21 protein-coding genes and 1 riboswitch are annotated in these 21,930 nt (G+C 68.6%); of the genes, 14 read left to right on the top strand and 7 right to left on the bottom strand.

What is annotated here, in order from left to right; genetic code table 11:
• The first annotated feature begins 41 nt into the window (after nucleotides 1–41).
• Nucleotides 42–1,328, top strand: a complete 1,287-nt coding sequence (locus F0344_RS27465; RefSeq protein ID WP_185301311.1) for a sensor histidine kinase — start codon at nucleotides 42–44, stop codon at nucleotides 1,326–1,328.
• Between the two features lie 5 nt (nucleotides 1,329–1,333).
• Nucleotides 1,334–2,023, top strand: a complete 690-nt coding sequence (locus F0344_RS27470; protein ID WP_185301312.1) for a response regulator — start codon at nucleotides 1,334–1,336, stop codon at nucleotides 2,021–2,023.
• Nucleotides 2,024–2,060: 37 nt separating this feature from the next.
• Here F0344_RS27470 and nadA read toward each other — a convergent pair whose 3' ends face one another.
• A complete protein-coding gene (gene nadA, locus F0344_RS27475) occupies nucleotides 2,061–3,248 on the bottom strand; it encodes a quinolinate synthase NadA (protein WP_185301313.1) in 1,188 nt (395 codons plus the stop codon).
• 233 nt (nucleotides 3,249–3,481) lie between these two features.
• On the opposite strand from nadA, the gene F0344_RS27480 reads away from it, so the two are divergent.
• Entirely contained in the window at nucleotides 3,482–3,838 is a 357-nt protein-coding gene (locus F0344_RS27480) for a HesB/IscA family protein (RefSeq protein WP_007451212.1), read from the top strand.
• 120 nt (nucleotides 3,839–3,958) lie between these two features.
• On the opposite strand, the gene F0344_RS27485 is transcribed toward F0344_RS27480, so the two are convergent.
• On the bottom strand, nucleotides 3,959–5,410 hold the full coding sequence (locus F0344_RS27485) for a hypothetical protein (RefSeq protein WP_185301314.1): 1,452 nt from the start codon (nucleotides 5,408–5,410) through the stop codon (nucleotides 3,959–3,961).
• Between the two features lie 111 nt (nucleotides 5,411–5,521).
• Nucleotides 5,522–5,719, bottom strand: coding sequence for a hypothetical protein (locus tag F0344_RS27490; RefSeq protein ID WP_185301315.1), 198 nt, complete (start codon nucleotides 5,717–5,719; stop codon nucleotides 5,522–5,524).
• Between the two features lie 158 nt (nucleotides 5,720–5,877).
• On the opposite strand from F0344_RS27490, the gene F0344_RS27495 reads away from it, so the two are divergent.
• On the top strand, nucleotides 5,878–6,852 hold the full coding sequence (locus tag F0344_RS27495) for a carbohydrate kinase family protein (RefSeq protein WP_185301316.1): 975 nt from the start codon (nucleotides 5,878–5,880) through the stop codon (nucleotides 6,850–6,852).
• A 21-nt stretch (nucleotides 6,853–6,873) separates the two neighbouring features.
• Here the strand turns inward: F0344_RS27495 and F0344_RS27500 are convergent, their stop codons facing one another.
• Nucleotides 6,874–8,256, bottom strand: a complete 1,383-nt coding sequence (locus F0344_RS27500) for a cysteine desulfurase/sulfurtransferase TusA family protein (protein WP_185301317.1) — start codon at nucleotides 8,254–8,256, stop codon at nucleotides 6,874–6,876.
• A gap of 271 nt (nucleotides 8,257–8,527) precedes the next feature.
• On the opposite strand from F0344_RS27500, the gene ctaC reads away from it, so the two are divergent.
• From ctaC to F0344_RS27520, 4 genes are all read left to right on the top strand, one after another.
• Nucleotides 8,528–9,496, top strand: a complete 969-nt coding sequence (gene ctaC, locus F0344_RS27505; protein ID WP_185301318.1) for an aa3-type cytochrome oxidase subunit II — start codon at nucleotides 8,528–8,530, stop codon at nucleotides 9,494–9,496.
• Nucleotides 9,493–11,229, top strand: coding sequence for an aa3-type cytochrome oxidase subunit I (ctaD, locus tag F0344_RS27510; protein ID WP_185301319.1), 1,737 nt, complete (start codon nucleotides 9,493–9,495; stop codon nucleotides 11,227–11,229). The genes ctaC and ctaD overlap by 4 nt, the downstream gene beginning before the upstream one ends.
• Nucleotides 11,226–11,624, top strand: a complete 399-nt coding sequence (locus tag F0344_RS27515) for a cytochrome c oxidase subunit 4 (protein WP_185301320.1) — start codon at nucleotides 11,226–11,228, stop codon at nucleotides 11,622–11,624. The genes ctaD and F0344_RS27515 overlap by 4 nt, the downstream gene beginning before the upstream one ends.
• 130 nt (nucleotides 11,625–11,754) lie before the next feature.
• Complete coding sequence (locus F0344_RS27520) at nucleotides 11,755–13,014, top strand: L,D-transpeptidase (protein ID WP_185301321.1); 1,260 nt, start codon at nucleotides 11,755–11,757, stop codon at nucleotides 13,012–13,014.
• Nucleotides 13,015–13,069: 55 nt separating this feature from the next.
• Here F0344_RS27520 and F0344_RS27525 read toward each other — a convergent pair whose 3' ends face one another.
• Nucleotides 13,070–13,471 carry a response regulator transcription factor gene (locus F0344_RS27525; RefSeq protein ID WP_185301322.1) on the bottom strand — a complete coding sequence of 134 codons (402 nt, stop codon included), beginning with the start codon at nucleotides 13,469–13,471 and terminating at the stop codon, nucleotides 13,070–13,072.
• A gap of 187 nt (nucleotides 13,472–13,658) precedes the next feature.
• On the opposite strand from F0344_RS27525, the gene ctaE reads away from it, so the two are divergent.
• From ctaE to F0344_RS27555, 6 genes are all read left to right on the top strand, one after another.
• Nucleotides 13,659–14,279, top strand: coding sequence for an aa3-type cytochrome oxidase subunit III (gene ctaE / locus F0344_RS27530; RefSeq protein ID WP_173312778.1), 621 nt, complete (start codon nucleotides 13,659–13,661; stop codon nucleotides 14,277–14,279).
• A 55-nt stretch (nucleotides 14,280–14,334) separates the two neighbouring features.
• The gene (qcrC, locus tag F0344_RS27535; protein ID WP_185301323.1) at nucleotides 14,335–15,144 is read left to right on the top strand and encodes a cytochrome bc1 complex diheme cytochrome c subunit; all 810 of its coding nucleotides are present in this window, start codon (nucleotides 14,335–14,337) and stop codon (nucleotides 15,142–15,144) included.
• On the top strand, nucleotides 15,141–16,193 hold the full coding sequence (gene qcrA, locus F0344_RS27540; RefSeq protein ID WP_185301324.1) for a cytochrome bc1 complex Rieske iron-sulfur subunit: 1,053 nt from the start codon (nucleotides 15,141–15,143) through the stop codon (nucleotides 16,191–16,193). Before qcrC ends, qcrA begins: the two co-directional genes overlap by 4 nt.
• Complete coding sequence (qcrB, locus tag F0344_RS27545) at nucleotides 16,190–17,815, top strand: cytochrome bc1 complex cytochrome b subunit (protein WP_185301325.1); 1,626 nt, start codon at nucleotides 16,190–16,192, stop codon at nucleotides 17,813–17,815. The genes qcrA and qcrB overlap by 4 nt, the downstream gene beginning before the upstream one ends.
• 122 nt (nucleotides 17,816–17,937) lie before the next feature.
• Nucleotides 17,938–19,002 (top strand): anthranilate phosphoribosyltransferase, encoded by a 1,065-nt coding sequence (gene trpD / locus F0344_RS27550; protein ID WP_185301326.1) that lies wholly within the window; start codon nucleotides 17,938–17,940, stop codon nucleotides 19,000–19,002.
• An 81-nt stretch (nucleotides 19,003–19,083) separates the two neighbouring features.
• Nucleotides 19,084–19,200: riboswitch (SAM riboswitch) on the top strand.
• A gap of 191 nt (nucleotides 19,201–19,391) precedes the next feature.
• The gene (locus tag F0344_RS27555) at nucleotides 19,392–20,768 is read left to right on the top strand and encodes an aminotransferase class V-fold PLP-dependent enzyme (RefSeq protein WP_185301327.1); all 1,377 of its coding nucleotides are present in this window, start codon (nucleotides 19,392–19,394) and stop codon (nucleotides 20,766–20,768) included.
• Nucleotides 20,769–20,834: 66 nt separating this feature from the next.
• Here F0344_RS27555 and F0344_RS27560 read toward each other — a convergent pair whose 3' ends face one another.
• Entirely contained in the window at nucleotides 20,835–21,116 is a 282-nt protein-coding gene (locus tag F0344_RS27560) for an Lrp/AsnC family transcriptional regulator (RefSeq protein ID WP_185301328.1), read from the bottom strand.
• Nucleotides 21,113–21,865 (bottom strand): rhomboid family intramembrane serine protease, encoded by a 753-nt coding sequence (locus F0344_RS27565; protein ID WP_185301329.1) that lies wholly within the window; start codon nucleotides 21,863–21,865, stop codon nucleotides 21,113–21,115. The genes F0344_RS27560 and F0344_RS27565 overlap by 4 nt, the downstream gene beginning before the upstream one ends.
• Nucleotides 21,866–21,930: the final 65 nt, after the last annotated feature.

A 21,930-nucleotide genomic window follows, 5' to 3' on the forward strand; every position in this document is an offset into this window, starting at 1 on the left:
CGGGACATGGCGGCACGCGACACGCCGTACCGTAGCTCGACGTGACCACCCTCGGAACCGGGTTCGCGCGGGCCCATCGCTGGCTGCGCGGCCATCCCCTCGCATTCGATGCGGGGCTCGCGCTGGGCGTGCTCCTCTGCATGATCTGCGCGTCGTTCGCCGACCCGAACCACGGGGCGAACGGACCCGCCTTCGGTACCCGCACCCCCGAACCGCTCAGCGTGCTGCTGATGGTGCTCGCCGCCGCCGCGCTCGTCCTGCGACGGCGGCGCCCGAGGGCGGTGCTCGCCGCCACCGGGGCGCTGTCGGCGGCGGAGTTCGTGGTGATGGACCCGCCGGCCCCCGTGGTGATGAGCGCCGTGATCGCGCTCTACACCGTGGCCTCGCGCACCGACCGCCCCACCACCTGGCGGGTCGGCCTGCTGACCATGACGGTGCTGACCGCGGCGGCGATGTTCTTCGGCTCGGCCCCCTGGTACAGCCAGGAGAATCTCGGCGTCTTCGCGTGGACCGGCATGGCGGGCGCCGCCGGGGACGCCGTCCGCAGCAGGCGCGCGTTCGTCGACGCGATCAGGGAGCGCGCGGAACGCGCGGAGCGCACCCGTGAGGAGGAGGCGCGCCGCAGGGTCGCCGAGGAGCGGCTGCGGATCGCCAGGGACCTGCACGACGTCGTCGCGCACCACATCGCCCTCGTCAACGTCCAGGCCGGCGTCGCCGCCCACGTCATGGACCGGCGGCCGGACCAGGCGAAGGAGGCACTGGCCCACGTCCGGGACGCCAGCCGTTCCGCGCTCAACGAGCTCCGTGCCACCGTCGGGCTGCTCCGTCAGTCGGGCGACCCGGAGGCTCCCACCGAACCGGCTCCCGGGCTCGCCGTGCTCGGCGAGCTGGTGAACACCTTCCGCAACGCCGGACTCCCCGTCGAGGTCGCCTGTACGGACCCGGAGAACCCGCTGCCCGCCGCCGCCGACCTGGCCGCCTACCGGGTCATCCAGGAGGCGCTGACCAATGTGCGCAAGCACGCCGGGGCGGCCGCGAAGGCGGAGGTGAGTGTCGTACGGGTCGGGGCGACGGTCGAGATCACGGTGCTCGACAACGGCAGCGGCGGTGACGCGCTCGCGCGCGCCGCGAAGGCCGGGGGAGCGGCCGGCGAGGGTGGCGGCGGCGGTCACGGACTCATCGGTATGCGCGAGCGCGTCACCGCTTTCGGCGGCACTCTCACCGCGTGCCCCCGGTACGGCGGCGGATTCCGCGTCCATGCGATCCTGCCGGTCAAGGCCCGCACGGGTGAGCAGGCGACGTCCGGCGCGCCGGGCGGAACGGGGTGACGGACGTGAATCCGATCAAGGTGCTGCTCGCCGACGACCAGGCGCTGCTGCGCAGTGCCTTCCGGGTGCTCGTCGACTCGGAGCCGGACATGCACGTCGTGGGGGAGGCCGCGGACGGTGCCGAGGCCGTGGCGCTGGCCCGCTCGACGGGTGCCGACGTCGTGCTGATGGACATCAGGATGCCCGGCACCGACGGCCTCGCCGCCACCCGCATGATCAGCGCCGACCCGGATCTGGCGGATGTCCGGATCGTCATGCTCACCACCTTCGAGGTCGACGAGTACGTGGTGCAGTCCCTGCGTGCCGGCGCCTCCGGATTCCTGGGCAAGGGTGCCGAACCGGACGAACTGCTCAACGCCATCCGGATCGCGGCGGGCGGCGAAGCGCTGCTCTCCCCGGCCGCCACCAAGGGGCTCATCGCCACCTTCCTCGCGCAGGGCGGGAGTTGGGGCGAGGGGCCGGACGCGGCGGCGTACTGCGAACGGCTCGCCGCGCTCACCGTGCGCGAACGCGAGGTGCTGGTGCTGGTCGCGGGTGGGCTCTCCAACGACGAGATCGCCGAGCGGCTCACCGTCAGCCCACTCACCGTCAAGACCCACGTGAACAGGGCGATGGCGAAACTCGGTGCCCGCGACCGGGCGCAATTGGTGGTAATCGCCTACGAATCCGGCCTGGTGCGTCCCAGAGTCGAGTAGCGGCACCGGCGTTGCGCCGCAGGTGCCGAGCCCGCCCCTACGGCAGCGCCAGCATCCGCTCCAGCGCCAGCTTCGCGTACTTCTCCGTCTCGGGATCGACCACGATCCGGTTGACGAGGTTGCCCTCGGCCAACGACTCCAGCGTCCACACGAGGTGCGGCAGGTCGATCCGGTTCATCGTCGAGCAGAAGCACACCGTCTTGTCGAGGAAGACGATCTCCTTGTCCTCCGCCGCGAAGCGGTTGGCAAGGCGCTGCACCAGGTTCAGCTCGGTGCCGATCGCCCACTTCGAGCCGGCCGGAGCGGCCTCCAGGGCCTTGATGATGTACTCCGTGGAGCCCACGTAGTCCGCGGCGGCCACGACCTCGTGCTTGCACTCCGGGTGCACCAGCACGTTGACGCCGGGAATCCGCTCCCGCACGTCGTTGACGGACTCCACCGAGAAGCGTCCGTGCACCGAGCAGTGCCCGCGCCACAGGATCATCTTCGCGTTGCGGAGCTCCTCGGCGGTCAGGCCGCCGTTGGGCTTGTGCGGGTTGTAGAGGACGCAGTCCTCCAGGGTCATGCCCATGTCCCGTACGGCCGTGTTCCGGCCCAGGTGCTGGTCCGGCAGGAAGAGGATCTTCTCGCCCTGTTCGAAGGCCCACTCCAGGGCCCGCTTCGCGTTGGAGGAGGTACAGATCGTGCCGCCGTGCCTGCCGGTGAACGCCTTGATGTCGGCGGAGGAGTTCATGTACGAGACGGGTACGACCTGCTCGGCGACGCCGGCCTCGGTCAGTACGTCCCAGCACTCGGCGACCTGCTCCGCCGTGGCCATGTCGGCCATCGAGCAGCCGGCGGCCAGGTCGGGCAGCACGACCTTCTGCCCGTCGCCGGTCAGGATGTCCGCGGACTCGGCCATGAAGTGCACGCCGCAGAAGACGATGTACTCGGCCTCCGGGCGCGCGGCCGCGTCCCGGGCGAGCTTGAAGGAGTCGCCGGTGACATCCGCGAACTGGATGACCTCGTCGCGCTGGTAGTGGTGGCCGAGCACGAAGACCTTGTCCCCGAGCTTCTCCTTGGCGACGCGGGCGCGCTCCACCAGGTCCGGGTCGGACGCGGAGGGCAGATCGCCCGGGCATTCGACGCCGCGCTCGCTCTTCGGGTCGGCCTCGCGGCCGAGCAGCAGGAGAGCGAGCGGCGTCGGCTGTACATCCAGGGGCTGGGCGGTGGTCACGTCACGCACCCTTTCTTTTTCTGCGGCGAGTTTTGCGGCAAACCTTTTCGTCTATTTGACGCTATCTATCATAACCGCTTCGTGTCAGTTTGACGATGCCGATAGTGTCGATGTGACGCATCCCCCCACCGGTGCGGTGTGCGAGCATGAAAAGGAACAGGCAAGCGTCGGCCCGGAATGAATCCGAGGCTCCGACGGTTGCAACGTCGGCAAGCAGTCCGTACAACCCGGGAGAGAAGCAGATGTCCGTATCGGACGAGACCACCACCGTGAGCGACGGCATCCTCCTGTCCGACGCCGCCGCAGCCAAGGTCAAGGGCCTGCTGGAGCAGGAAGGCCGTGAGGACCTGGCGCTGCGCGTCGCCGTCCAGCCCGGCGGCTGCTCCGGCCTGCGCTACCAGCTCTTCTTCGACGAGCGCTCGCTCGACGGCGATGTCGTGAAGGACTTCGACGGAGTGAAGGTCGTCACCGACCGGATGAGCGCCCCGTACCTGGGCGGCGCCTCCATCGACTTCGTCGACACGATCGAGAAGCAGGGCTTCACGATCGACAACCCGAACGCCTCGGGTTCCTGCGCCTGCGGCGACTCCTTCAGCTGATCCCGCTGAGGTTCGCGCCCGACAGCGACAGCGACAGGAACAGCGATACGAACAGCGACACGACTGCGGCGGCCCTCCCGGATGCCAGGAGAGCCGCCGCAGTCGTGTCGCCGGTACCTTCTAGGCGCGTGGCACAGTCGCACCCGAGGCCGCGTCCACGATCCGGCGGTCGCCCTTCGGCTCGTCCAGCGTCACCGTCTGCTTCAGTTCCTTGGCGATCATGATGCAGACCCTCTTGCCGTCCCCCGGAGACTCGGTGACGGACACCCGCACCTCGCCCGCACTCTCCTCGGCGTGCGCCGAGTACGTGCTGCACACACCACCCCAGAACGTCACCGTCAGGGTCCGCCCGTCCACGCTGTACGAGGTGATCTTCCGGTCCCCGGACTTCGGTCCGGGCTCATTCGTCGGTCCGGGCCCGGGCTTCGTCAGATGGGCCGGGTCCACGGCCACCTGCGAGACCGTGCCGGCCGGTCCGCCCGAGGCGGGCCGCACCGAGAACAGCCAGGACGGCACGAGCGCCTGCTCCCCGTCGACGTACTGCACGGCGAGCCCGAACACCGCCTTGTCCACCGTCATCACGACGGGCTCCGCGGCATCGCGCGGCATCACGCAGTCCGCCGGAGGAACCGACTGCTCGCCCTCCAGAGGTACGGGAGTGGCGCACCCGCCCACATCCGTAGGCCCGCCGCCCTTCGCCGAGGCGTTCAGCCGCTTGAGCGCGTCCCCGGCACCGGTCACCGGATAGCTGTCGCCCTTCTCCAGGCCCTTCAGCTGCCCGCTGCCGCCGACCACCTCACCGTCCGCGCCCACCTGGATCCCGGTCGCCCAGCCGTACGTCGGCAGCCCGCCGATCACCGGGTCCGCGTTCACCACCCGTACCGAGCCCATCACCTGGCGCGCGTCGAGGGCGGCCTCGTCCTGGCCGACAGCCTTCAGTACGGGCGCGGCGGCGGCCTTCGCGGCCCTCTCCTCCAGCGGGGCGACCTGGCCGGCCCGGGCGTCGCCTTCGGTACCGCTCGCGCAGACCGCGGGGGAGGCGCACTGGTCCGGGCCGCCCGAGGCGTACCGGGAGAAGGTCCAGGTGCCGGGCGCCTGCTTGTTGACCTGGAGGACCGGGCCCGAGCCGTCCTTGTCCGAGCCCACCTTCCAGACGGTGCCCACCGCCCTGGGAGTGCCGTCCAGTTCGAGCGCACGCGCCAGCCGGGCCACGTCCGCCGCGCTCACCGTGCCCTTCGAGCGGTGTACGGCCGCCGTGCCGGGGCCCTCCGGCAGCTCGCCGGAGGCCCGGTAGACGACGCCGTCCCCGCCGGGCGACGGTTCGCCGGGGGCGATGCCCCTCGACGGCTCGGAGGGGCTGTCTGCGGGCGAGTCCAGGGCGAGCGGGGGAGGCATGCGGCCGTCCTGGGCCGCGGCGCTGTCGTCCGCGGCGCCGTCGTTGCCCGCGGCGGCGGCCCAGTACGCGCCACCGCCTCCGGCGAGCAGTACCGCGGCCGCCACCGAGGCGACCGCGAAGGGTGAACGCCTCCGCCGTGGGCCGGACGTGTCGTTGTCAGGTCGCTCGGTGCTCACCGGATCGCTCCTTCGACTGCGTTGGCCGGTCGGCCCTGCTGGATGTCTCCCGAGTGGGGACACCCGTGGGACGGAGCGCAGGAGCGCACGGTTCCACGGCCGACCGCGTGCTCAGTCGCCGTACTCGGACATCGCGTCGATGAGCCGGGCGGAGGCGGGCGGCACCGTGACTCCGTGAATCAGGGACGGAGCCACCGGCGCGGTGGCAGTCTTCGTGGGTACCACCCAGTGCGGCGCCATGCGCGCGCAGTCTCCGCGCAGCTCGGCCAGGTTCATCTCGGACTCGCGTGGGGCGATGTGCTTCGGCATAACCGCACCGTACGCACGTGATCGCTCAGGTAGAAAGCCCTACTATCGGGTAGTTTTCCCCATTCAGACCCGGAGTGGTGAACCGGTAGCGTGAACTGTCACGCCGTCCCGGAGGGTGCGCTCAGCGTTCCTCCGCTTCCCTCAGGAGCAGCATCCCCGTGCGTATTGCAGTCACCGGCTCCATCGCCACCGACCACCTCATGACCTTCCCCGGCCGTTTCGCGGACCAGCTGGTCGCCGACCAGCTGCACACGGTCTCGCTCTCCTTCCTGGTCGACAACCTCGACGTACGCAGGGGCGGTGTCGCGGCCAACATCTCCTTCGGCATGGGTCTCCTCGGAACGAACCCGATCCTGGTCGGCGCGGCCGGTTCGGACTTCGACGCGTACCGCGCCTGGCTCGACCGGCACGGCGTCGACACCGGCTCCGTCCGGATCTCCGAAGTCCTGCACACGGCCCGCTTCGTCTGCACGACGGACGCCGACCACAACCAGATCGGCTCCTTCTACACGGGAGCGATGAGCGAGGCCCGCCTGATCGAGCTCAAGAGTGTCGCCGACCGCGTGGGCGGTCTCGACCTGGTCTCTATCGGCGCCGACGACCCGGAGGCGATGCTCCGCCACACCGAGGAGTGCCGCACCCGGGGAATTCCCTTCGCCGCGGACTTCTCTCAGCAGATCGCGCGGATGGACGGCGAGGAGATCCGCATCCTCCTCGACGGCGCCACGTACCTCTTCTCCAACGAGTACGAGAAGGGGCTCGTCGAGTCCAAGACCGGCTGGACCGACGAGGAGATCCTCGCCAAGGTCGGCCACCGGGTCACCACGCTCGGCGCCCGCGGTGTCCGGATCGAGCGCGTCGGCGAGGCGACGATCGAGGTCGGCTGCCCCGACGAGGAGAAGAAGGCCGACCCCACCGGCGTCGGCGACGCCTTCCGGGCCGGATTCCTGTCCGGTCTGGCCTGGGGCGTCGGCCTGGAGCGCGCAGCCCAGGTCGGCTGCATGCTCGCCACCCTGGTCATCGAGACGGTCGGCACCCAGGAGTACACCCTGCGCCGCGCCCACTTCATGGACCGCTTCACCAAGGCGTACGGCCACGAGGCCGCCGCCGAGGTCCAGGCACACCTCTCCTAGAACCGCCAGGACAAACCCGGCTCAGTGGAGCCGGCGGACCAGATAGGCCGAGCCCAGGTCCGCCGGCTCCTCGCCCGCGTACTCGTGCTCGCGCATCTCGCACCAGGCGGGAATGTCGAGCCGCGCGGCCTCGTCGTCGGCGAGGACCGTCACCGTGCCGCCCACCGGTACCTCCCCGATCACCTTTGCGAGCTCGATCACCGGAATCGGGCAGCGCCTGCCCAGCGCGTCGACGACGAGTGAGGCCGCCGTCGTGGGGGAGGGGGCCGCCGCGACCGGGGCGCCGAGCCGCTCCCGTACGCCGGTGACCACTCCGGGAAGCACCTCCAGGAAGCGGTCGACGTCCGCCTCGGTGGTCCCCATGGGCAGCGACACGCGGACGTTCCCCTCCGAGAGCACCCCCATCGCCTTGAGCACATGGCTCGGCATCAGGGTGCTGCTCGTGCAGGACGAACCGGACGATACGGAGAATCCGACACGGTCCAGCTCGTGGAGCACCGTCTCTCCGTCGACATAGAGACAGGAGAAGGTCACCAGGTGCGGAAGCCGCCGGACGGGGTCGCCGACCACCTCCACATCGCCCACCAGCTGCGGCACCCGCGTCCTGATCCGGTCCACCAGGGCCCGCAGCCGTACGGACTCGGCCGCCGACTCGGCCCGTACCGCCCGCAACGAGGCCGCCGCCGCCACGATCGCGGGAAGGTTCTCGAAACCGGCGGCCCGCCCCGACTCCCGCTCGTCCGCCGGGCCTTGAGGGGCGAACCTGACACCCTTGCGCACGGCCAGCAGCCCCACGCCCGCCGGTCCGCCCCACTTGTGGGCACTGGCCGCCAGCAGTGACCAGCCCGCGGGCACCGGCCCCCAGGTCAGCGACTGCGCGGCGTCCACCAGCAGCGGAACCCCGGCCGCCGCACAGATCCCGGCGATCTCCGCCACCGGCTGCTCGGTGCCGACCTCGTGGTTGGCGGACTGCAGACAGGCCAGCGCGGTGTCCTCGCGCAGCGCATCGGCGAAAGCCGCGGTGCCGACCGCCCCCGTCCGGTCGACGGCCACCTCGGAGAACGAGCCGCCCGCCGCCTCGTGGGCGGCGGCCGAATGGAGCACCGACGAATGCTCGACCGCGGATGCGACCAGGTGGCGGCCGACACGCCGACGCCCGGAAAGGGTGCCGGCAATCCCGGAGTGCACCGCCCGGGTCCCCGACGAGCTGAACACGAGCTCGTCGGGGCGGCATCCGACGGCCTCCGCGGCGGCCTCCCGGGCGGCGTCCAGCAGCATTCTGGCCCGCCGCCCCTCGCGGTACAGCCTGGCGGGGTCGGCCCAGCCGTCGTCGAGTGAGGCAAGCAGCGCCTGACGGGCGACGGGATGCAGAGGGGCCGAGGAAGCGGCGTCGAAGTAGGGCACGGCGCCACGCTAGCCCGCAGCTGTCCGGCAGGACGGGAGGGGATGGCCGGCAGGCCAGGAGAGAGGGCGTCAGATGGCTCCCGGAGGCCAGGATTCCATCCCTTCGGGGAGTCGGACGGCGCGTTGGGCACCCTCCCCGCGCGACCCCAGATAGCGTCCAGTAGGGTTTGGTCCGCATAAACATCCAAACCCCTGCCCGCGACAGGGCCGGCGACCGACCAGAGAGACGGGCGCGCCGACCGTGCGGGCGAGACTCTCGGGAAGGCGCTACGTGAGTCCCAACGGCTCCGACCGCTCGTCGCGGCGCCCGATGCGGCGGAAGCTGCCGCAGGTGCTGACTGCGGGCCTGGTTCTGGCGACGGCCTCCGGTTGTTCGTACAACTGGGAAGATTTTCCCCGCCTCGGTATGCCCACACCGGTAACGGAAGAGGCCCCTCGGATCCTCTCCCTCTGGCAAGGCTCGTGGGCGGCAGCGCTCGTCACGGGTGTCCTTGTCTGGGGGCTGATCCTCTGGAGCGTCATCTTCCACCGGCGTTCGCGCACCAAGGTGGAGGTCCCTCCGCAGACCAGGTACAACATGCCCATCGAGGCGTTGTACACAGTGGTTCCCCTCATCATCGTCTCGGTGCTGTTCTACTTCACCGCGCGCGATGAATCGAAGCTCCTGGCACTCGAGGACAAGCCTGCCCACACCATCAATGTGGTCGGCTACCAGTGGAGCTGGGGTTTCAACTACATCGAGAAGGTGGAGGGCCAGCCCTCCGCCGGCAGCGAGATCCCCAAGGAGCTCGACGCCATCCCCAACCGGTTCCGCGAGGACTTCCCCGAGGGCGCCGGCGGCGTCTACGACGTGGGCGTCCCCGGTACCCGTAACCCGCAGAACGGCAACCCGGGTCCGACCCTGTGGCTGCCGAAGGGCGAGAAGGTCCGCTTCGTCCTGACTTCGCGTGACGTCATCCACTCCTTCTGGGTGGTGCCGTTCCTCATGAAGCAGGACGTCATCCCGGGCCACACCAACGCGTTCGAGGTCACTCCCAACCGGGAGGGCACCTTCATGGGTAAGTGCGCCGAACTGTGCGGCGTCGACCACTCCCGGATGCTCTTCAACGTCAAGGTCGTCTCTCCCGAGCGTTACCAGCAGCACCTCAAGGAGCTGGCGGAGAAGGGTCAGACGGGCTACGTGCCGGCAGGCATCGAGCAGACGGACCCGGCCAGGAATGCGGAGACGAACAAACTGTGAGCATCCTCAACGAACCTCAGGGTGCCGCGGCAGCAGACGACTCGTACGAGGACGAGCTGCCGGTACGGCGCAAGCAGCCGGGAAACACCGTCATCAAGTGGATGACCACCACTGACCACAAGACGATCGGCACGCTCTACCTGGTCACGTCCTTCGCGTTCTTCTGCATCGGCGGACTGATGGCGCTCTTCATGCGCGCCGAGCTGGCCCGTCCGGGCACGCAGATCATGTCGAACGAGCAGTTCAACCAGGCGTTCACGATGCACGGCACGATCATGCTGCTGATGTTCGCGACGCCGCTCTTCGCCGGATTCGCCAACTGGATCATGCCGCTGCAGATCGGTGCGCCCGACGTGGCGTTCCCGCGGCTGAACATGTTCGCTTACTGGCTGTACCTCTTCGGCTCGATCATCGCGGTGGCGGGCTTCCTGACCCCGCAGGGTGCGGCCGACTTCGGCTGGTTCGCCTACTCCCCGCTGTCGGACGCCGTCCGCTCGCCGGGTATCGGCGCCGACATGTGGATCATGGGTCTGGCCTTCTCCGGCTTCGGCACGATCCTCGGCTCGGTCAACTTCATCACCACGATCATCTGCATGCGCGCGCCTGGCATGACGATGTTCCGCATGCCGATCTTCACCTGGAACGTGCTGCTGACCGGTGTTCTGGTTCTGCTCGCCTTCCCGGTTCTGGCAGCCGCGCTCTTCGCGCTGGAGGCGGACCGTAAATTCGGTGCGCATATCTTCGACGCGGCCAATGGCGGCGCATTGCTCTGGCAGCACCTCTTCTGGTTCTTCGGCCATCCAGAGGTGTACATCATCGCCCTGCCATTCTTCGGAATCGTTTCCGAGGTGATCCCGGTCTTCAGCCGGAAGCCGATGTTCGGTTACATCGGTCTCATCGCGGCGACGATCTCGATCGCGGGTCTTTCCGTGACGGTGTGGGCGCACCACATGTACGTCACGGGCGGCGTGCTGTTGCCGTTCTTCTCGTTCATGACCTTCCTGATCGCGGTACCGACCGGTGTGAAGTTCTTCAACTGGATCGGCACCATGTGGAAGGGATCGCTGTCCTTCGAGACACCGATGCTCTGGGCCGTCGGCTTCCTGATCACCTTCGCCTTCGGTGGTCTGACCGGCGTCATCCTGGCCTCGCCGCCGATGGACTTCCACGTCTCCGACTCGTACTTCGTCGTCGCGCACTTCCACTACGTCGTCTTCGGCACCGTGGTCTTCGCGATGTTCTCCGGATTCCACTTCTGGTGGCCGAAGTTCACGGGCAAGATGCTGGACGAGCGGCTCGGGAAGATCACGTTCTGGACGCTGTTCGTGGGCTTCCACGGCACGTTCCTGGTGCAGCACTGGCTCGGTGCCGAGGGCATGCCGCGACGCTACGCGGACTACCTCGCCGCAGACGGCTTCACCGCGCTGAACACGATCTCGACGATCTCCTCGTTCCTGCTCGGCCTGTCGATCCTGCCGTTCTTCTACAACGTGTGGAAGACGGCCAAGTACGGCAAGAAGATCGAGGTCGACGACCCGTGGGGTTACGGCCGTTCGCTGGAGTGGGCCACGTCCTGCCCGCCGCCGCGGCACAACTTCCTCACGCTGCCGCGGATCCGTTCCGAATCCCCGGCGTTCGACCTGCACCACCCGGAGATCGCGGCGCTCGAGCTGCTCGAGTACGACTCCGGCACCGCCAACGCCCTCGCCGGTGGCAAGGAGGCAGGCAAGTGAAGATCCAGGGCAAGCTGTTCATCTGGCTGAGCGTCTTCATGCTCGCGATGGCGGTCACGTACGGCGTGTGGTCGAAGGAGCCGGTCGGTACCACCGCACTGGTCCTGTCCTTCGGACTGTCCATCATGATCGGCTTCTACTTGGCCTTCACGGCCAACCGGGTCGACGCGATGGCCCAGGACAACAAGGAAGCCGATGTCGCGGACGAGGCCGGCGAGGTGGGGTTCTTCTCCCCGCACAGCTGGCAGCCGCTCTCGCTGGCCATCGGTGGCGCCTTCGCCTTCATGGGCGTCATCTTCGGCTGGTGGCTGCTCTACTTCTCGGCCCCGATCCTGCTGATCGGCCTCTTCGGCTGGGTCTTCGAGTACTACCGGGGCGAGAACCAGACCCAGTGACACCGCACCACCCGTAGGACCCGTTCCACCTCGCAAGGGGCCCGGCCGCTCAGTACCGAGCGGCCGGGCCCTTCGCTCGTTTGGAGTCATTGAACGCGCTGGATCGGATGAATCTTCTTACGTTGAGTTCATGACGCACACGCCGCGCATCCGCACCGTAGTGAGCTGCACTCTGCTGGTCGTGACCCTGGTCGCAGGTGCGACCGCCTGTGGCGAGCCCGATGGTCATCCCCTTTCCGCACGGCCTTTCGACGCGGCCGGGCAGGTGTCCTTCAACGCCCCCTCCGGCAAGGAGAAGGCCGACCCGGACAAGCCTCTCGAAGTCACCGTCAAGGGTGCGAACGGCCGCATCACCGACGTGACGGCCTCGTACGCCGACGGCCGCCAGCTCGCCGGCGAGCTCGCCGCCGACGGGAAGCGCTGGCATTCGACGGCCCCACTGGCGGCCGGAGCCCGGTACACGGTCAAGGTCTCCACGGAGGACGAGGACGGCGCCCCCGGCAGCCGCACGCTCTCCTTCGAGACCACCTCGGCCAAGAAGCTGCTGAAGGTCGCGTTCGGCCCGGAGAAGGGCACCTACGGCGTCGGGCAGCCCATCACTGCGGAACTCAGCGCTCCGGTGAAGGACAAGGCCTCCAGGGCCACCGTGGAGCGCGCGCTGAAGGTCAGGTCGACGCCGGCCGCCACCGGCTCCTGGTACTGGGTCGACGACAAGAACCTGCACTACCGGCCGAAGGAGTACTGGCCCGCCAACGCCACCATCGAGGCCCGGAGCAACCTCGCGGGCATCAAGGTGACCAACACCCTCTACGGAGCCGCGGCGAAGCCCCTGAAGCTCACCACCGGGGACCGGATCGAGGCCATCACCGACGCCTCGGACCACTCGATGACGGTGAAGCGCAACGGGGAAGTGATCAACACCATGCCGGTGACGACGGGCAAGCCCGGCTTCTCCACCCGCAACGGCGTCAAGGTGGTGCTGGGCAAGGAGTACTACGTACGCATGCGCGGTACGAGCATCGGCATCGCCGAGGGGTCGTCCGAGTCGTACGACCTGCCGGTGTACTACGCGACCAGGGTCACCTGGAGCGGCGAGTACGTGCACGCGGCCCCGTGGTCGACCGGATCCCAGGGCAACGCCAACGTCAGCCACGGCTGTACGGGCATGAGCACGAGCGACGCCGAGTGGTTCTTCGACACCGTGCGCCAGGGCGACATCGTCAAGGTCGTCGGAAGCATCGGCGACACCATGACACCGTTCGACAACGGTTTCGGCGACTGGAACCTGTCCTGGGAGAAGTGGCAGAAGGGCAGCGCGCTGCACAACGGCACGCCCGACAGCGCGGTCGGGAACACCGTCCAGGCGGCGCGCCTGCGCCCCCACGTCTGATCCGGCCGGAGTGCGCGGCCCCTCGACGGGACAGCGAACCGGAAACCGGAGCCCCTCAGGCGTCCACGGACAGCCTGCCCCGCAGCAGAGCCGCGAGGGCGTCGGCGAACTCGACCGGCTCGACCGGAAGGGTCACCGCCGCGTCCGCGCGGCTCCAGGTGGCCAGCCAGGCATCCTGCGGGCGGCCGATCAGCAGGAGCACCGGCGGGCAGTGGAAGACCTCGTCCTTGATCTGCCGGCAGACACCCATACCGCCCATGGGGGCGGTCTCGCCGTCCAGCACACAGACGTCGATGCCGCCCCTGTCCAGGGCGGCCAGAACGGCGGGCAGGGTCGCGCACTCGACGAACTCCACCGGGGGCACGTCCGCCGCCGGCCTGCGACCTGCTGCCAGCCTCACCTGCTCGCGGACATTGGCGTCGTCGCTGTAGACCAGGACCGTGGCGGTCGGCTGCATTGTTCCTCCGTGACATCTGCGTCTTCGGGGCTCTCCGGGCATGAACCGATGCGCGGATCGTACTCCGACCGACAGGCTGTCAGCACCGGAAATGACACCGATTCGATGGGCCGTTCGGGGAGGACACAGACGGTTGACACACCGAACGGCACCCCCGGGAGTGAGGGCGGGATAAGCGACCGACATAATGTCGGTCGTGGCGACAGCAACGACAGTAGAAACCGGGCACGCGCACCCGTCGGTCAATCGACCGAACCTCACCAGCGTCGGAACCATCATCTGGTTGAGTTCCGAGCTGATGTTCTTCGCGGCCCTCTTCGCGATGTACTTCACCCTGCGATCGGTGATGGGACCGGACCACTGGAAGGAGATGGCTCATCATCTGAACTTCCCGTTCTCGGCGACGAACACCACGATCCTGGTGCTCTCCTCTCTCACCTGCCAACTCGGCGTCTTCGCCGCGGAGCGGGGCGATGTGAAGAAGCTCCGCACCTGGTTCATCATCACGTTCGTGATGGGTGCGATCTTCATCGGAGGCCAGGTCCTGGAGTACACCGAGCTGGTCAAGGACGCGGGGCTCTCCCTGTCGTCCGACCCGTACGGCTCGGTGTTCTACCTGACCACCGGCTTCCACGGGCTGCACGTGACAGGCGGTCTCATCGCCTTCCTGCTGGTTCTCGGCAGGACGTACGCAGCCAGGAGGTTCACCCACGAACAGGCCACCGCCGCCATCGTCGTGTCCTACTACTGGCACTTCGTCGATGTCGTGTGGATCGGCCTGTTTGCAACGATCTACATGATCAAGTAACCGGGCTCGCACCCACCCACCATCGACGCAGAAGATCCTGACACCGGGGTAATCCGTGAAAAAGCTCTCCGCACGACGACGCCATCCGCTGGCGGCGGTCGTCGTACTACTCCTCGCGCTGGCGGCTACCGGGGGGCTGTACGCCGCTTTTGCGCCTGCGGGTAAGGCGCAGGCAGACGAAACCGCCCAGTCCCTCGCTATCGACGAGGGCAAGAAGCTCTACTCCGTAGGCTGCGCCAGCTGCCACGGAACCGGCGGTCAGGGCACCACCGACGGGCCGTCCCTCGCGGGCGTGGGCTCCGCCGCCGTCGACTTCCAGGTCGGTACGGGCCGTATGCCGGCACAGCAGCCGGGCGCCCAGGTACCGAAGAAGAAGGTCATCTACAGCCAGGCCCAGATCGACCAGCTCGCGGCGTACGTCGCGTCGCTCGGCGCCGGTCCGATCACGCCGACCGAGAACCAGGCCAGTCCCAAGGGCGCGGACGCGGCCAGGGGCGGCGACCTGTTCCGTACCAACTGCGCCCAGTGCCACAACTTCACCGGTGAGGGCGGCGCGCTGACACACGGCAAGTACGCCCCGAGCCTGCAAGGCGTGAGCCCGAAGCACATGTACGAGGCCATGCAGACCGGCCCGCAGAGCATGCCCTCCTTCCCCGACACGACGATGCCGGAGCAGCAGAAGAAGGACATCATCGCGTACGTACAGACCGTGAACGGAGAAGACTCGGCGAGCCCCGGTGGGCTCAAGCTGGGTGGTCTCGGTCCGGTCAGCGAGGGTCTGTTCGGCTGGATCTTCGGACTCGGCGCACTGATCGCAGTTGCCGTTTGGGTCGCGGCCCACACCGCTAAGGCCAAGAAGACATGAGTAGCCAAGAGATTCCAGAAGAGAACCTGCCGGTTGAGCAGGACACCGCGCACGGCGCGGTATCGGGTGCGGACGATCCGTTCGCCGACCCGGGGCTGCCGGCCCACAAGCCGCGCATCCAGGACATCGACGAACGGGCCGCGAGGCGCTCCGAGCGCGCGGTCGCGCTGATGTTCACGCTGTCCATGGTGTCGACGATCGCGTTCATCGCGTCCTTCGTCGTCTTCCCGGTCGACAAGATCGTCTTCATCTGGCCGTTCGGCCACGTGAGTGCGCTGAACTTCTCCCTGGGCGTGACCCTGGGTCTGGCGCTCTTCTTCATCGGCGCGGGCGCCGTCCACTGGGCGCGCACCCTGATGTCGGACGTCGAGCGGGCGGCCGAGCGCCACCCCATCGAGGCCGAGCCCGAGGTCAAGGCGCAGGTGCTCGCCGACTTCGCGGCAGGTGCCGAGGAGTCCGGCTTCGGCCGGCGCAAGCTGATCCGCAACACCATGTTCGGCGCGCTGGCCCTGGTGCCGCTCTCCGGTGTGGTGCTGCTGCGTGACCTCGGTCCGATGCCGGAGAAGAAGCTCCGCTCCACCATGTGGGGCAAGGGCAAGCAGCTCATCAACATGAACACGATGGAGCCGCTGCGTCCCGAGGACATCGTCGTCGGCTCGCTGACCTTCGCCATGCCCGAGGGGCTGGAGGAGGACGCGCACGACTTCCAGACGCAGATGGGCAAGGCCGCCCTGATGATCGTCCGGATCGAGCCGGACGACATCAAGAACAAGCGTGAGCGCGAGTGGGCCCACGAGGGCATTGTCGCGTTCTCGAAGATCTGCACCCACGTCGGCTGCCCGATCAGCCTGTACGAGCAGCAGACGCACCACGTCCTCTGCCCGTGCCACCAGTCCACCTTCGACCTCTCCGACGGCGCCCGCGTCATCTTCGGTCCGGCCGGTCACCCGCTTCCGCAGCTGCGGATCGGCGTGAACACTGAGGGCAACCTCGAGGCGCTGGGTGACTTCGAAGAGCCCGTCGGTGCTGCATTCTGGGAGCGCGGATGAGTACTGCGAACGACAAGAACCGAAAGGCACCCGCCGGTGAGCGGGTAGCCGACTGGGCGGACGGCCGGCTCGGCATCTACGGCCTGGCCAAGGCCAACATGCGCAAGATCTTCCCGGACCACTGGTCCTTCATGCTGGGTGAGATCGCGCTCTACAGCTTCATCATCATCATCCTCACGGGTGTGTATCTGACGCTGTTCTTCCACCCCAGCATGAACGAGGTCGTCTACCACGGCTCGTACGAGCCGCTGCAGGGCATCCGGATGTCCGAGGCCTACGCCTCGACACTCCACATCAGCTTCGACGTCCGCGGTGGTCTGCTCGTCCGGCAGATCCACCACTGGGCCGCGCTGATCTTCCTGGCCGCGATGTTCGTGCACATGATGCGCGTCTTCTTCACGGGTGCGTTCCGCAAGCCCCGTGAGGTCAACTGGGTGTTCGGCTTCCTGCTGTTCGTCCTGGGCATGTTCACCGGGTTCACCGGTTACTCGCTCCCGGACGACCTGCTGTCGGGCACCGGTGTCCGCTTCATGCAGGGTGCCGTTCTCTCGGTGCCGGTCGTCGGCACGTACCTGTCGATGTTCCTGTTCGGCGGAGAGTTCCCCGGCGTCGACTTCGTCGCCCGGTTCTACTCGGTCCACATCCTGCTGCTGCCGGGCATCATGCTCGGGCTCGTGGTCGCCCACCTGATCCTGGTCTTCTACCACAAGCACACGCAGTTCGCGGGTCCCGGGAAGACGAACAAGAACGTCGTCGGCATGCCGCTGCTGCCGGTGTACATGGCGAAGGCCGGAGGCTTCTTCTTCCTGGTCTTCGGTGTCATCGCCATCATCTCGGCGATCGCCTCGATCAACCCGATCTGGGCCCTCGGCCCGTACCGCATCGACCAGGTGTCGACCGGCGCGCAGCCCGACTGGTACATGGGCTTCTCCGAAGGTCTCATCCGTGTGATGCCGGGCTGGGAGATCAACCTGTGGGGCCACACGCTCGTCCTGGGTGTGTTCATCCCGCTGATGATCTTCCCGCTGGTCCTGGTCGCGATCGCGGTCTACCCGTTCCTCGAGTCCTGGGTGACCCGCGACAACCGCGAGCACCACATCCTGGACCGCCCGCGCAACGTGCCCACCCGCACCGCGTTCGGCGTCGCCTGGATCACCTGGTACTTCGTGCTGCTCGTCGGTGGTGGAAACGACCTGTGGGCCACGCACTTCCACCTGTCGATCAACGCCATCACCTGGTTCGTGCGGATCGCGTTCTTCGTGGCTCCGGTCATCGCGTTCATCGTGACCAAGCGGATCTGCCTCGGCCTCCAGCGCCGCGACAGGGACAAGGTGCTGCACGGACGCGAGTCCGGCATCATCAAGCGCCTGCCGCACGGTGAGTTCGTCGAGATCCACGAGCCGCTCAGCCCGGGCCAACTGCACACGCTGACCGCGCACGAGCAGTACACGCCGGCCGAGATCGGCCCGGCGGTCGACGAGAACGGCGTCAAGCGCAAGGTCTCTCCGGTGGAGAAGCTGCGTATCAAGCTCAGCAAGGGCTACTACGGCGAGGACAACCAGATCGCCAAGCCCACCGCCGAGGAGTACAAGGAGATCACCAGCGGCCACGGCCACCACTGATCACCTGAACCGATCGCCACAGCGAGAGCCCCGTCCATCGAGTGGACGGGGCTCTTTGCCGCCTCCCGGGCTGGATAAGGTGGAGCCGATCCCTTATCGGCTGTGGACCCCAGGAGCGGACCATGAACGTTGTGACCCCGGACGGCGGCGACAGCGTGGCGGCTCGTTCCTGGCCGGGCGTGCTGAACCCGCTGCTGCGCGGCGAGAACCTCACATCGGACGACACCGCGTGGGCCATGGACCGCATCATGAGCGGTGAGGCGACCGACGCGCAGATCGCCGGTTTCGCCGTCGCGCTGCGCGCCAAGGGCGAGACGGTCGACGAGGTCACCGGGCTCGTACGGACCATGTACGCGCACGCCAACACCATCCACGTTCCGGGCCGTACGGTCGACATCGTGGGCACCGGCGGCGACCTGGCCAAGACGGTCAACATCTCCACCATGTCGGCGATCGTCATCGCGGGAGCCGGCGCGAAGGTCGTCAAGCACGGCAACCGCGCCGCCTCCTCGGCGAGCGGGGCGTCCGACGTCCTGGAGAAGCTGGGCGTCAACCTCGAACTGACGCCGCAGCGGGTCGTGCAGGTCGCGGAGGAAGCGGGCATCACCTTCTGCTTCGCCGTGAAGTTCCACCCCGCTCTGCGGTACGCGGCCAAGGCCCGCAGGGAACTCGGCGCGCAGACCACGTTCAACATCCTGGGCCCGCTCACCAACCCGGCCCAGGTCCGCGCCCAGGCGGTCGGCGTCGCCGACCTCCGGATGGCGCCCATCGTGGCGGGTGTGCTGGCCGACCGCGGCAACTCCTCGCTGGTCTTCCGCGGCGACGACGGCCTCGACGAGCTGACCACCACGGCGACGTCACGGGTCTGGGTGGTACGGGACGGTGCGGTGCGCGAGGAGGCGTTCGATCCGCGTGACGTCGGCCTGCGGCTGGTGCCCGTGGAGGCGCTGCGCGGCGCCGACGCCTCGTACAACGCGGATGTCGCCCGCCGGCTGCTGGACGGCGAGACCGGTCCGGTGCGCGACGCGGTCCTGCTCAACACCGCCGCGGCGCTGGTCGCCCTGGACGCGGGGCCGGGCACGCTGAACGAGCAGATCGCCGCCGGGATCGTACGGGCCAATGAGTCCATCGACTCCGGTGCGGCCAAGCGCGTACTGGAGCGCTGGGTGGCGGCCAGCAACGCCTGACCAGGGCGGCAGACGCAAGGCGCGGTCCGGATGCCGGACCGCGCCTTGCGTCTGTGCGTACGTGTGGCAAGATGCTGCGCAGGTCATGAGTGACAGCGAATAGGCCCCGGCTCGCTGTCCGGCAACCCTCCGTCCGTGGCGGGGTGCCCCGGGTGAAGACCAGGCCGCAGGCAGCGAGGTCTGCGGCAAGCGCGGGCCCCTCGGCATCTGTGCATGCCAACCCCCGGGGTCCTGGTCCCTAGGGAGCCCCTTGTGAGCAAGCGAATGCGTTAGGGCTCCAGAAGGGTCTTGAAGACCCCTGGCCCTCCTCCGCGCACCTCCTTCTTCTCCTGCGCTGCCGGCGTACGCCTCGGCGCGCGGAATTCGCCTGCCTGTTACGGGAGTTCGCCATGTCTGTCTCCGCCGCTGCCCTCGACCGGCCCATTTGTGCATCGCTGCCGGTTCTGGGCAAGGACGTCACCGTTCCACTCGTTACGGGGGGCGAAGTGGCGTATGCCGCCCTCGACTACGCGGCCAGCGCCCCGGCACTCCAGCGGGTGTGGGACGACGTCGCCGCGTACGCCCCGTACTACGGCAGCGTCCACCGGGGCGCCGGCTACCTCTCGCAGCTCTCCACGGATCTCTTCGAGAGCAGCCGCAGGACCGTCGCGGAGTTCCTCGGCTGCCGGGCCGACGACCAGGTGGTCTTCACCCGTTCGACGACCGACTCCCTCAACCTGCTCGCCGCCGCGCTCCCCGCGGACTGCGAGGTGTTCGTCTTCGAGACCGAGCACCACGCCTCGCTGCTGCCCTGGCGCGACGCCCGCGTGACCTGCCTCGACGCCCCGCGCACGCCCGGGCAGGCCGTCGAGTCCCTGGAGCGGGCGCTCGTCGGGCGCCGCCCCAACGGCCCGGCGCTGGTCTGCGTCACGGGTGCCTCGAACGTCACCGGTGAGCTGTGGCCGGTCAGGGAGCTGGCCGCCGCCGCCCACGCCCACGGTGCCCGGATCGTGCTCGACGCCGCGCAGCTCGCCCCCCACCACCCGGTGGACATCACGGAGCTGGACGTCGACTGGGCCGCCTTCTCCGGACACAAGCTGTACGCGCCGTTCGGCTCGGGAGTCCTCGCGGGCCGCGCCGACTGGCTCCAGGACGCGGAGCCGTACCTCGCGGGCGGCGGCGCCTCCCGCAAGGTCGCCCGGCGCACCGACGGCGGCGTGGACGTGGAGTGGCACACCACCGCGGCCCGCCATGAGGCCGGTTCGCCCAATGTCATCGGTGTCTACTCGATCGCTTCCGCCTGCAAGGCGCTCACCGAGGCGGGCTTCGGCACCCTCGTCGCCCGTGAGCAGCACCTCGTCTCGGTGGTCCGTGCCGGACTCGCCGAGGTCCCGGAGGTGCGGGTGCTCTCCCTGTTCGGCGATGACGCCCCGCGGGTCGGCGTCATCTCGTTCGTCGTCGAGGGCTGGAACAGCTCGCACTTCGCCGCCGCGCTCTCGGCGGAGTACGGGATCGGCGTCCGGGACGGACTCTTCTGCGCCCACCCGCTGGTGCGGACGCTGCTGGGCGGCGAGGCGCGGGACCCGGGCGAGTGCGGTGCGCCGGAGTCCGAGCCGGGCGAGAAGTCCCTGAACGCGATCCGGGTCAGCTTCGGGGCCGGTACGCCGGACGAGCACGTCGAACGTTTCGTACGGGCGGTCAAGGAGCTCGTGCGCGATGGCGCCCGGTGGAGCTACCGCACGGAGGGCGGCCGCTGCGTCCCGGACCGCGGGACGGCCCAGGTCTGACAGCCGCGGCACACCGCCCGGGCACGGAACCGATACCCGTGCCCGGCCCGCGTGCCGCGTGAGGTCCTAGGCGTCCAGGCCGATCGCGAAGGCCGCTTCGAGGTCGTGCTGCGAGTACGTACGGAACGCGACATGCGTGTCGGTTCCCTCGACGCCCGGGATCTTGCTGATCCGGCCGGGGATGACATCGGCGAGATCGTCGTGCTTGGACACGCGGACCATGGCGATCAGGTCGTACGTACCGGTGACCGAGTAGACCTCGCTGACACTGTCCAGCGCGGCGATGGCCTCGGCGATCTCCGGAATCCGGTCCACGCTGGTTCTGATGAGCACGATCGCGGTGATCACGGCTGGCTTTCTCCCTCGGTGGCCGTGGCTGGAGACTTCACTCTAGCCCCACGGCGACAGCACACCCAGGCGCAGAGGAACCCGGCGGCGAAGCCCGCGACATGGGCGAGATACGCCACGCCCGGGCTGTTTCCCACGCTCTGCGCCGCCAGCCACTGAAGGGTGAACCAGAAGATCAGCACGATCCAGGCGGGGAAGCGCAGCGGCAGGAAGAAGAGGAACGGGAAGATGCTCGTGACCCGCACCTTGGGGAAGAGGCAGAGGAACGCGCCGAGTACCGCGGAGATCGCCCCGGACGCGCCGACCAGGGTCTGGTCGGATTCGGCGTGGGCCGCCGCGAAGACGAGCAGGGCCAGATACCCGCAGCAGAGGTAGAAGACGGCGAACCCGAGGTGGCCCATGCGTTCCTCGGCCATCGCGCCGAACACGTACAGGAACAGCATGTTGCCGAGCAGGTGCAGCCAGCTGCCGTGCACGAACAGCGCGGTGAGCGGGGTGAGAATCGCGTGCGCCGAGCCGCCCCACAGTTCGCTGGGGATCACGCCCCACCGTTCGAAGTACGCGGCCTGTGCGGCGAGCAGCCGGTCGGCCGTGCCGTAGGAGAGGTTGAACCCGGAGAGCGGGCTGATCAGGAAGACGGCGCAGCACAGCGCGATGAGCCCGTAGGTGACGGGCGCTCCGTCCGCCGCGGCCGCCTCGCGAATCCTCCTGGCCCTGTTCCGCCAGTCGACTTCCCGCCAATCGGTCATGCGCAGAGCATGACGCACAGGGGGAGAACGGGACAGACCGCCTCGCCGTGTCTTGGGGTATGCCT

The sequence above is a fragment of the Streptomyces finlayi genome (assembly GCF_014216315.1).
In the GTDB taxonomy this organism is placed as follows: domain Bacteria; phylum Actinomycetota; class Actinomycetes; order Streptomycetales; family Streptomycetaceae; genus Streptomyces; species Streptomyces finlayi_A.

What these genes read in the sequence shown, in the direction of transcription:
- ctaE (WP_173312778.1), top strand. Translation starts at nt 13,659, where the DNA reads ATGTCGGTCGTGGCGACAGCAACGACAGTAGAAACCGGGCACGCGCAC.
- trpD (WP_185301326.1), top strand. Translation starts at nt 17,938, where the DNA reads ATGAACGTTGTGACCCCGGACGGCGGCGACAGCGTGGCGGCTCGTTCC.
- qcrA (WP_185301324.1), top strand. Translation starts at nt 15,141, where the DNA reads ATGAGTAGCCAAGAGATTCCAGAAGAGAACCTGCCGGTTGAGCAGGAC.
- F0344_RS27520 (WP_185301321.1), top strand. Translation starts at nt 11,755, where the DNA reads ATGACGCACACGCCGCGCATCCGCACCGTAGTGAGCTGCACTCTGCTG.
- F0344_RS27565 (WP_185301329.1), bottom strand. Translation starts at nt 21,865, where the DNA reads ATGACCGATTGGCGGGAAGTCGACTGGCGGAACAGGGCCAGGAGGATT.
- F0344_RS27480 (WP_007451212.1), top strand. Translation starts at nt 3,482, where the DNA reads ATGTCCGTATCGGACGAGACCACCACCGTGAGCGACGGCATCCTCCTG.
- qcrB (WP_185301325.1), top strand. Translation starts at nt 16,190, where the DNA reads ATGAGTACTGCGAACGACAAGAACCGAAAGGCACCCGCCGGTGAGCGG.
- F0344_RS27555 (WP_185301327.1), top strand. Translation starts at nt 19,392, where the DNA reads ATGTCTGTCTCCGCCGCTGCCCTCGACCGGCCCATTTGTGCATCGCTG.
- F0344_RS27490 (WP_185301315.1), bottom strand. Translation starts at nt 5,719, where the DNA reads ATGCCGAAGCACATCGCCCCACGCGAGTCCGAGATGAACCTGGCCGAG.
- F0344_RS27525 (WP_185301322.1), bottom strand. Translation starts at nt 13,471, where the DNA reads ATGCAGCCGACCGCCACGGTCCTGGTCTACAGCGACGACGCCAATGTC.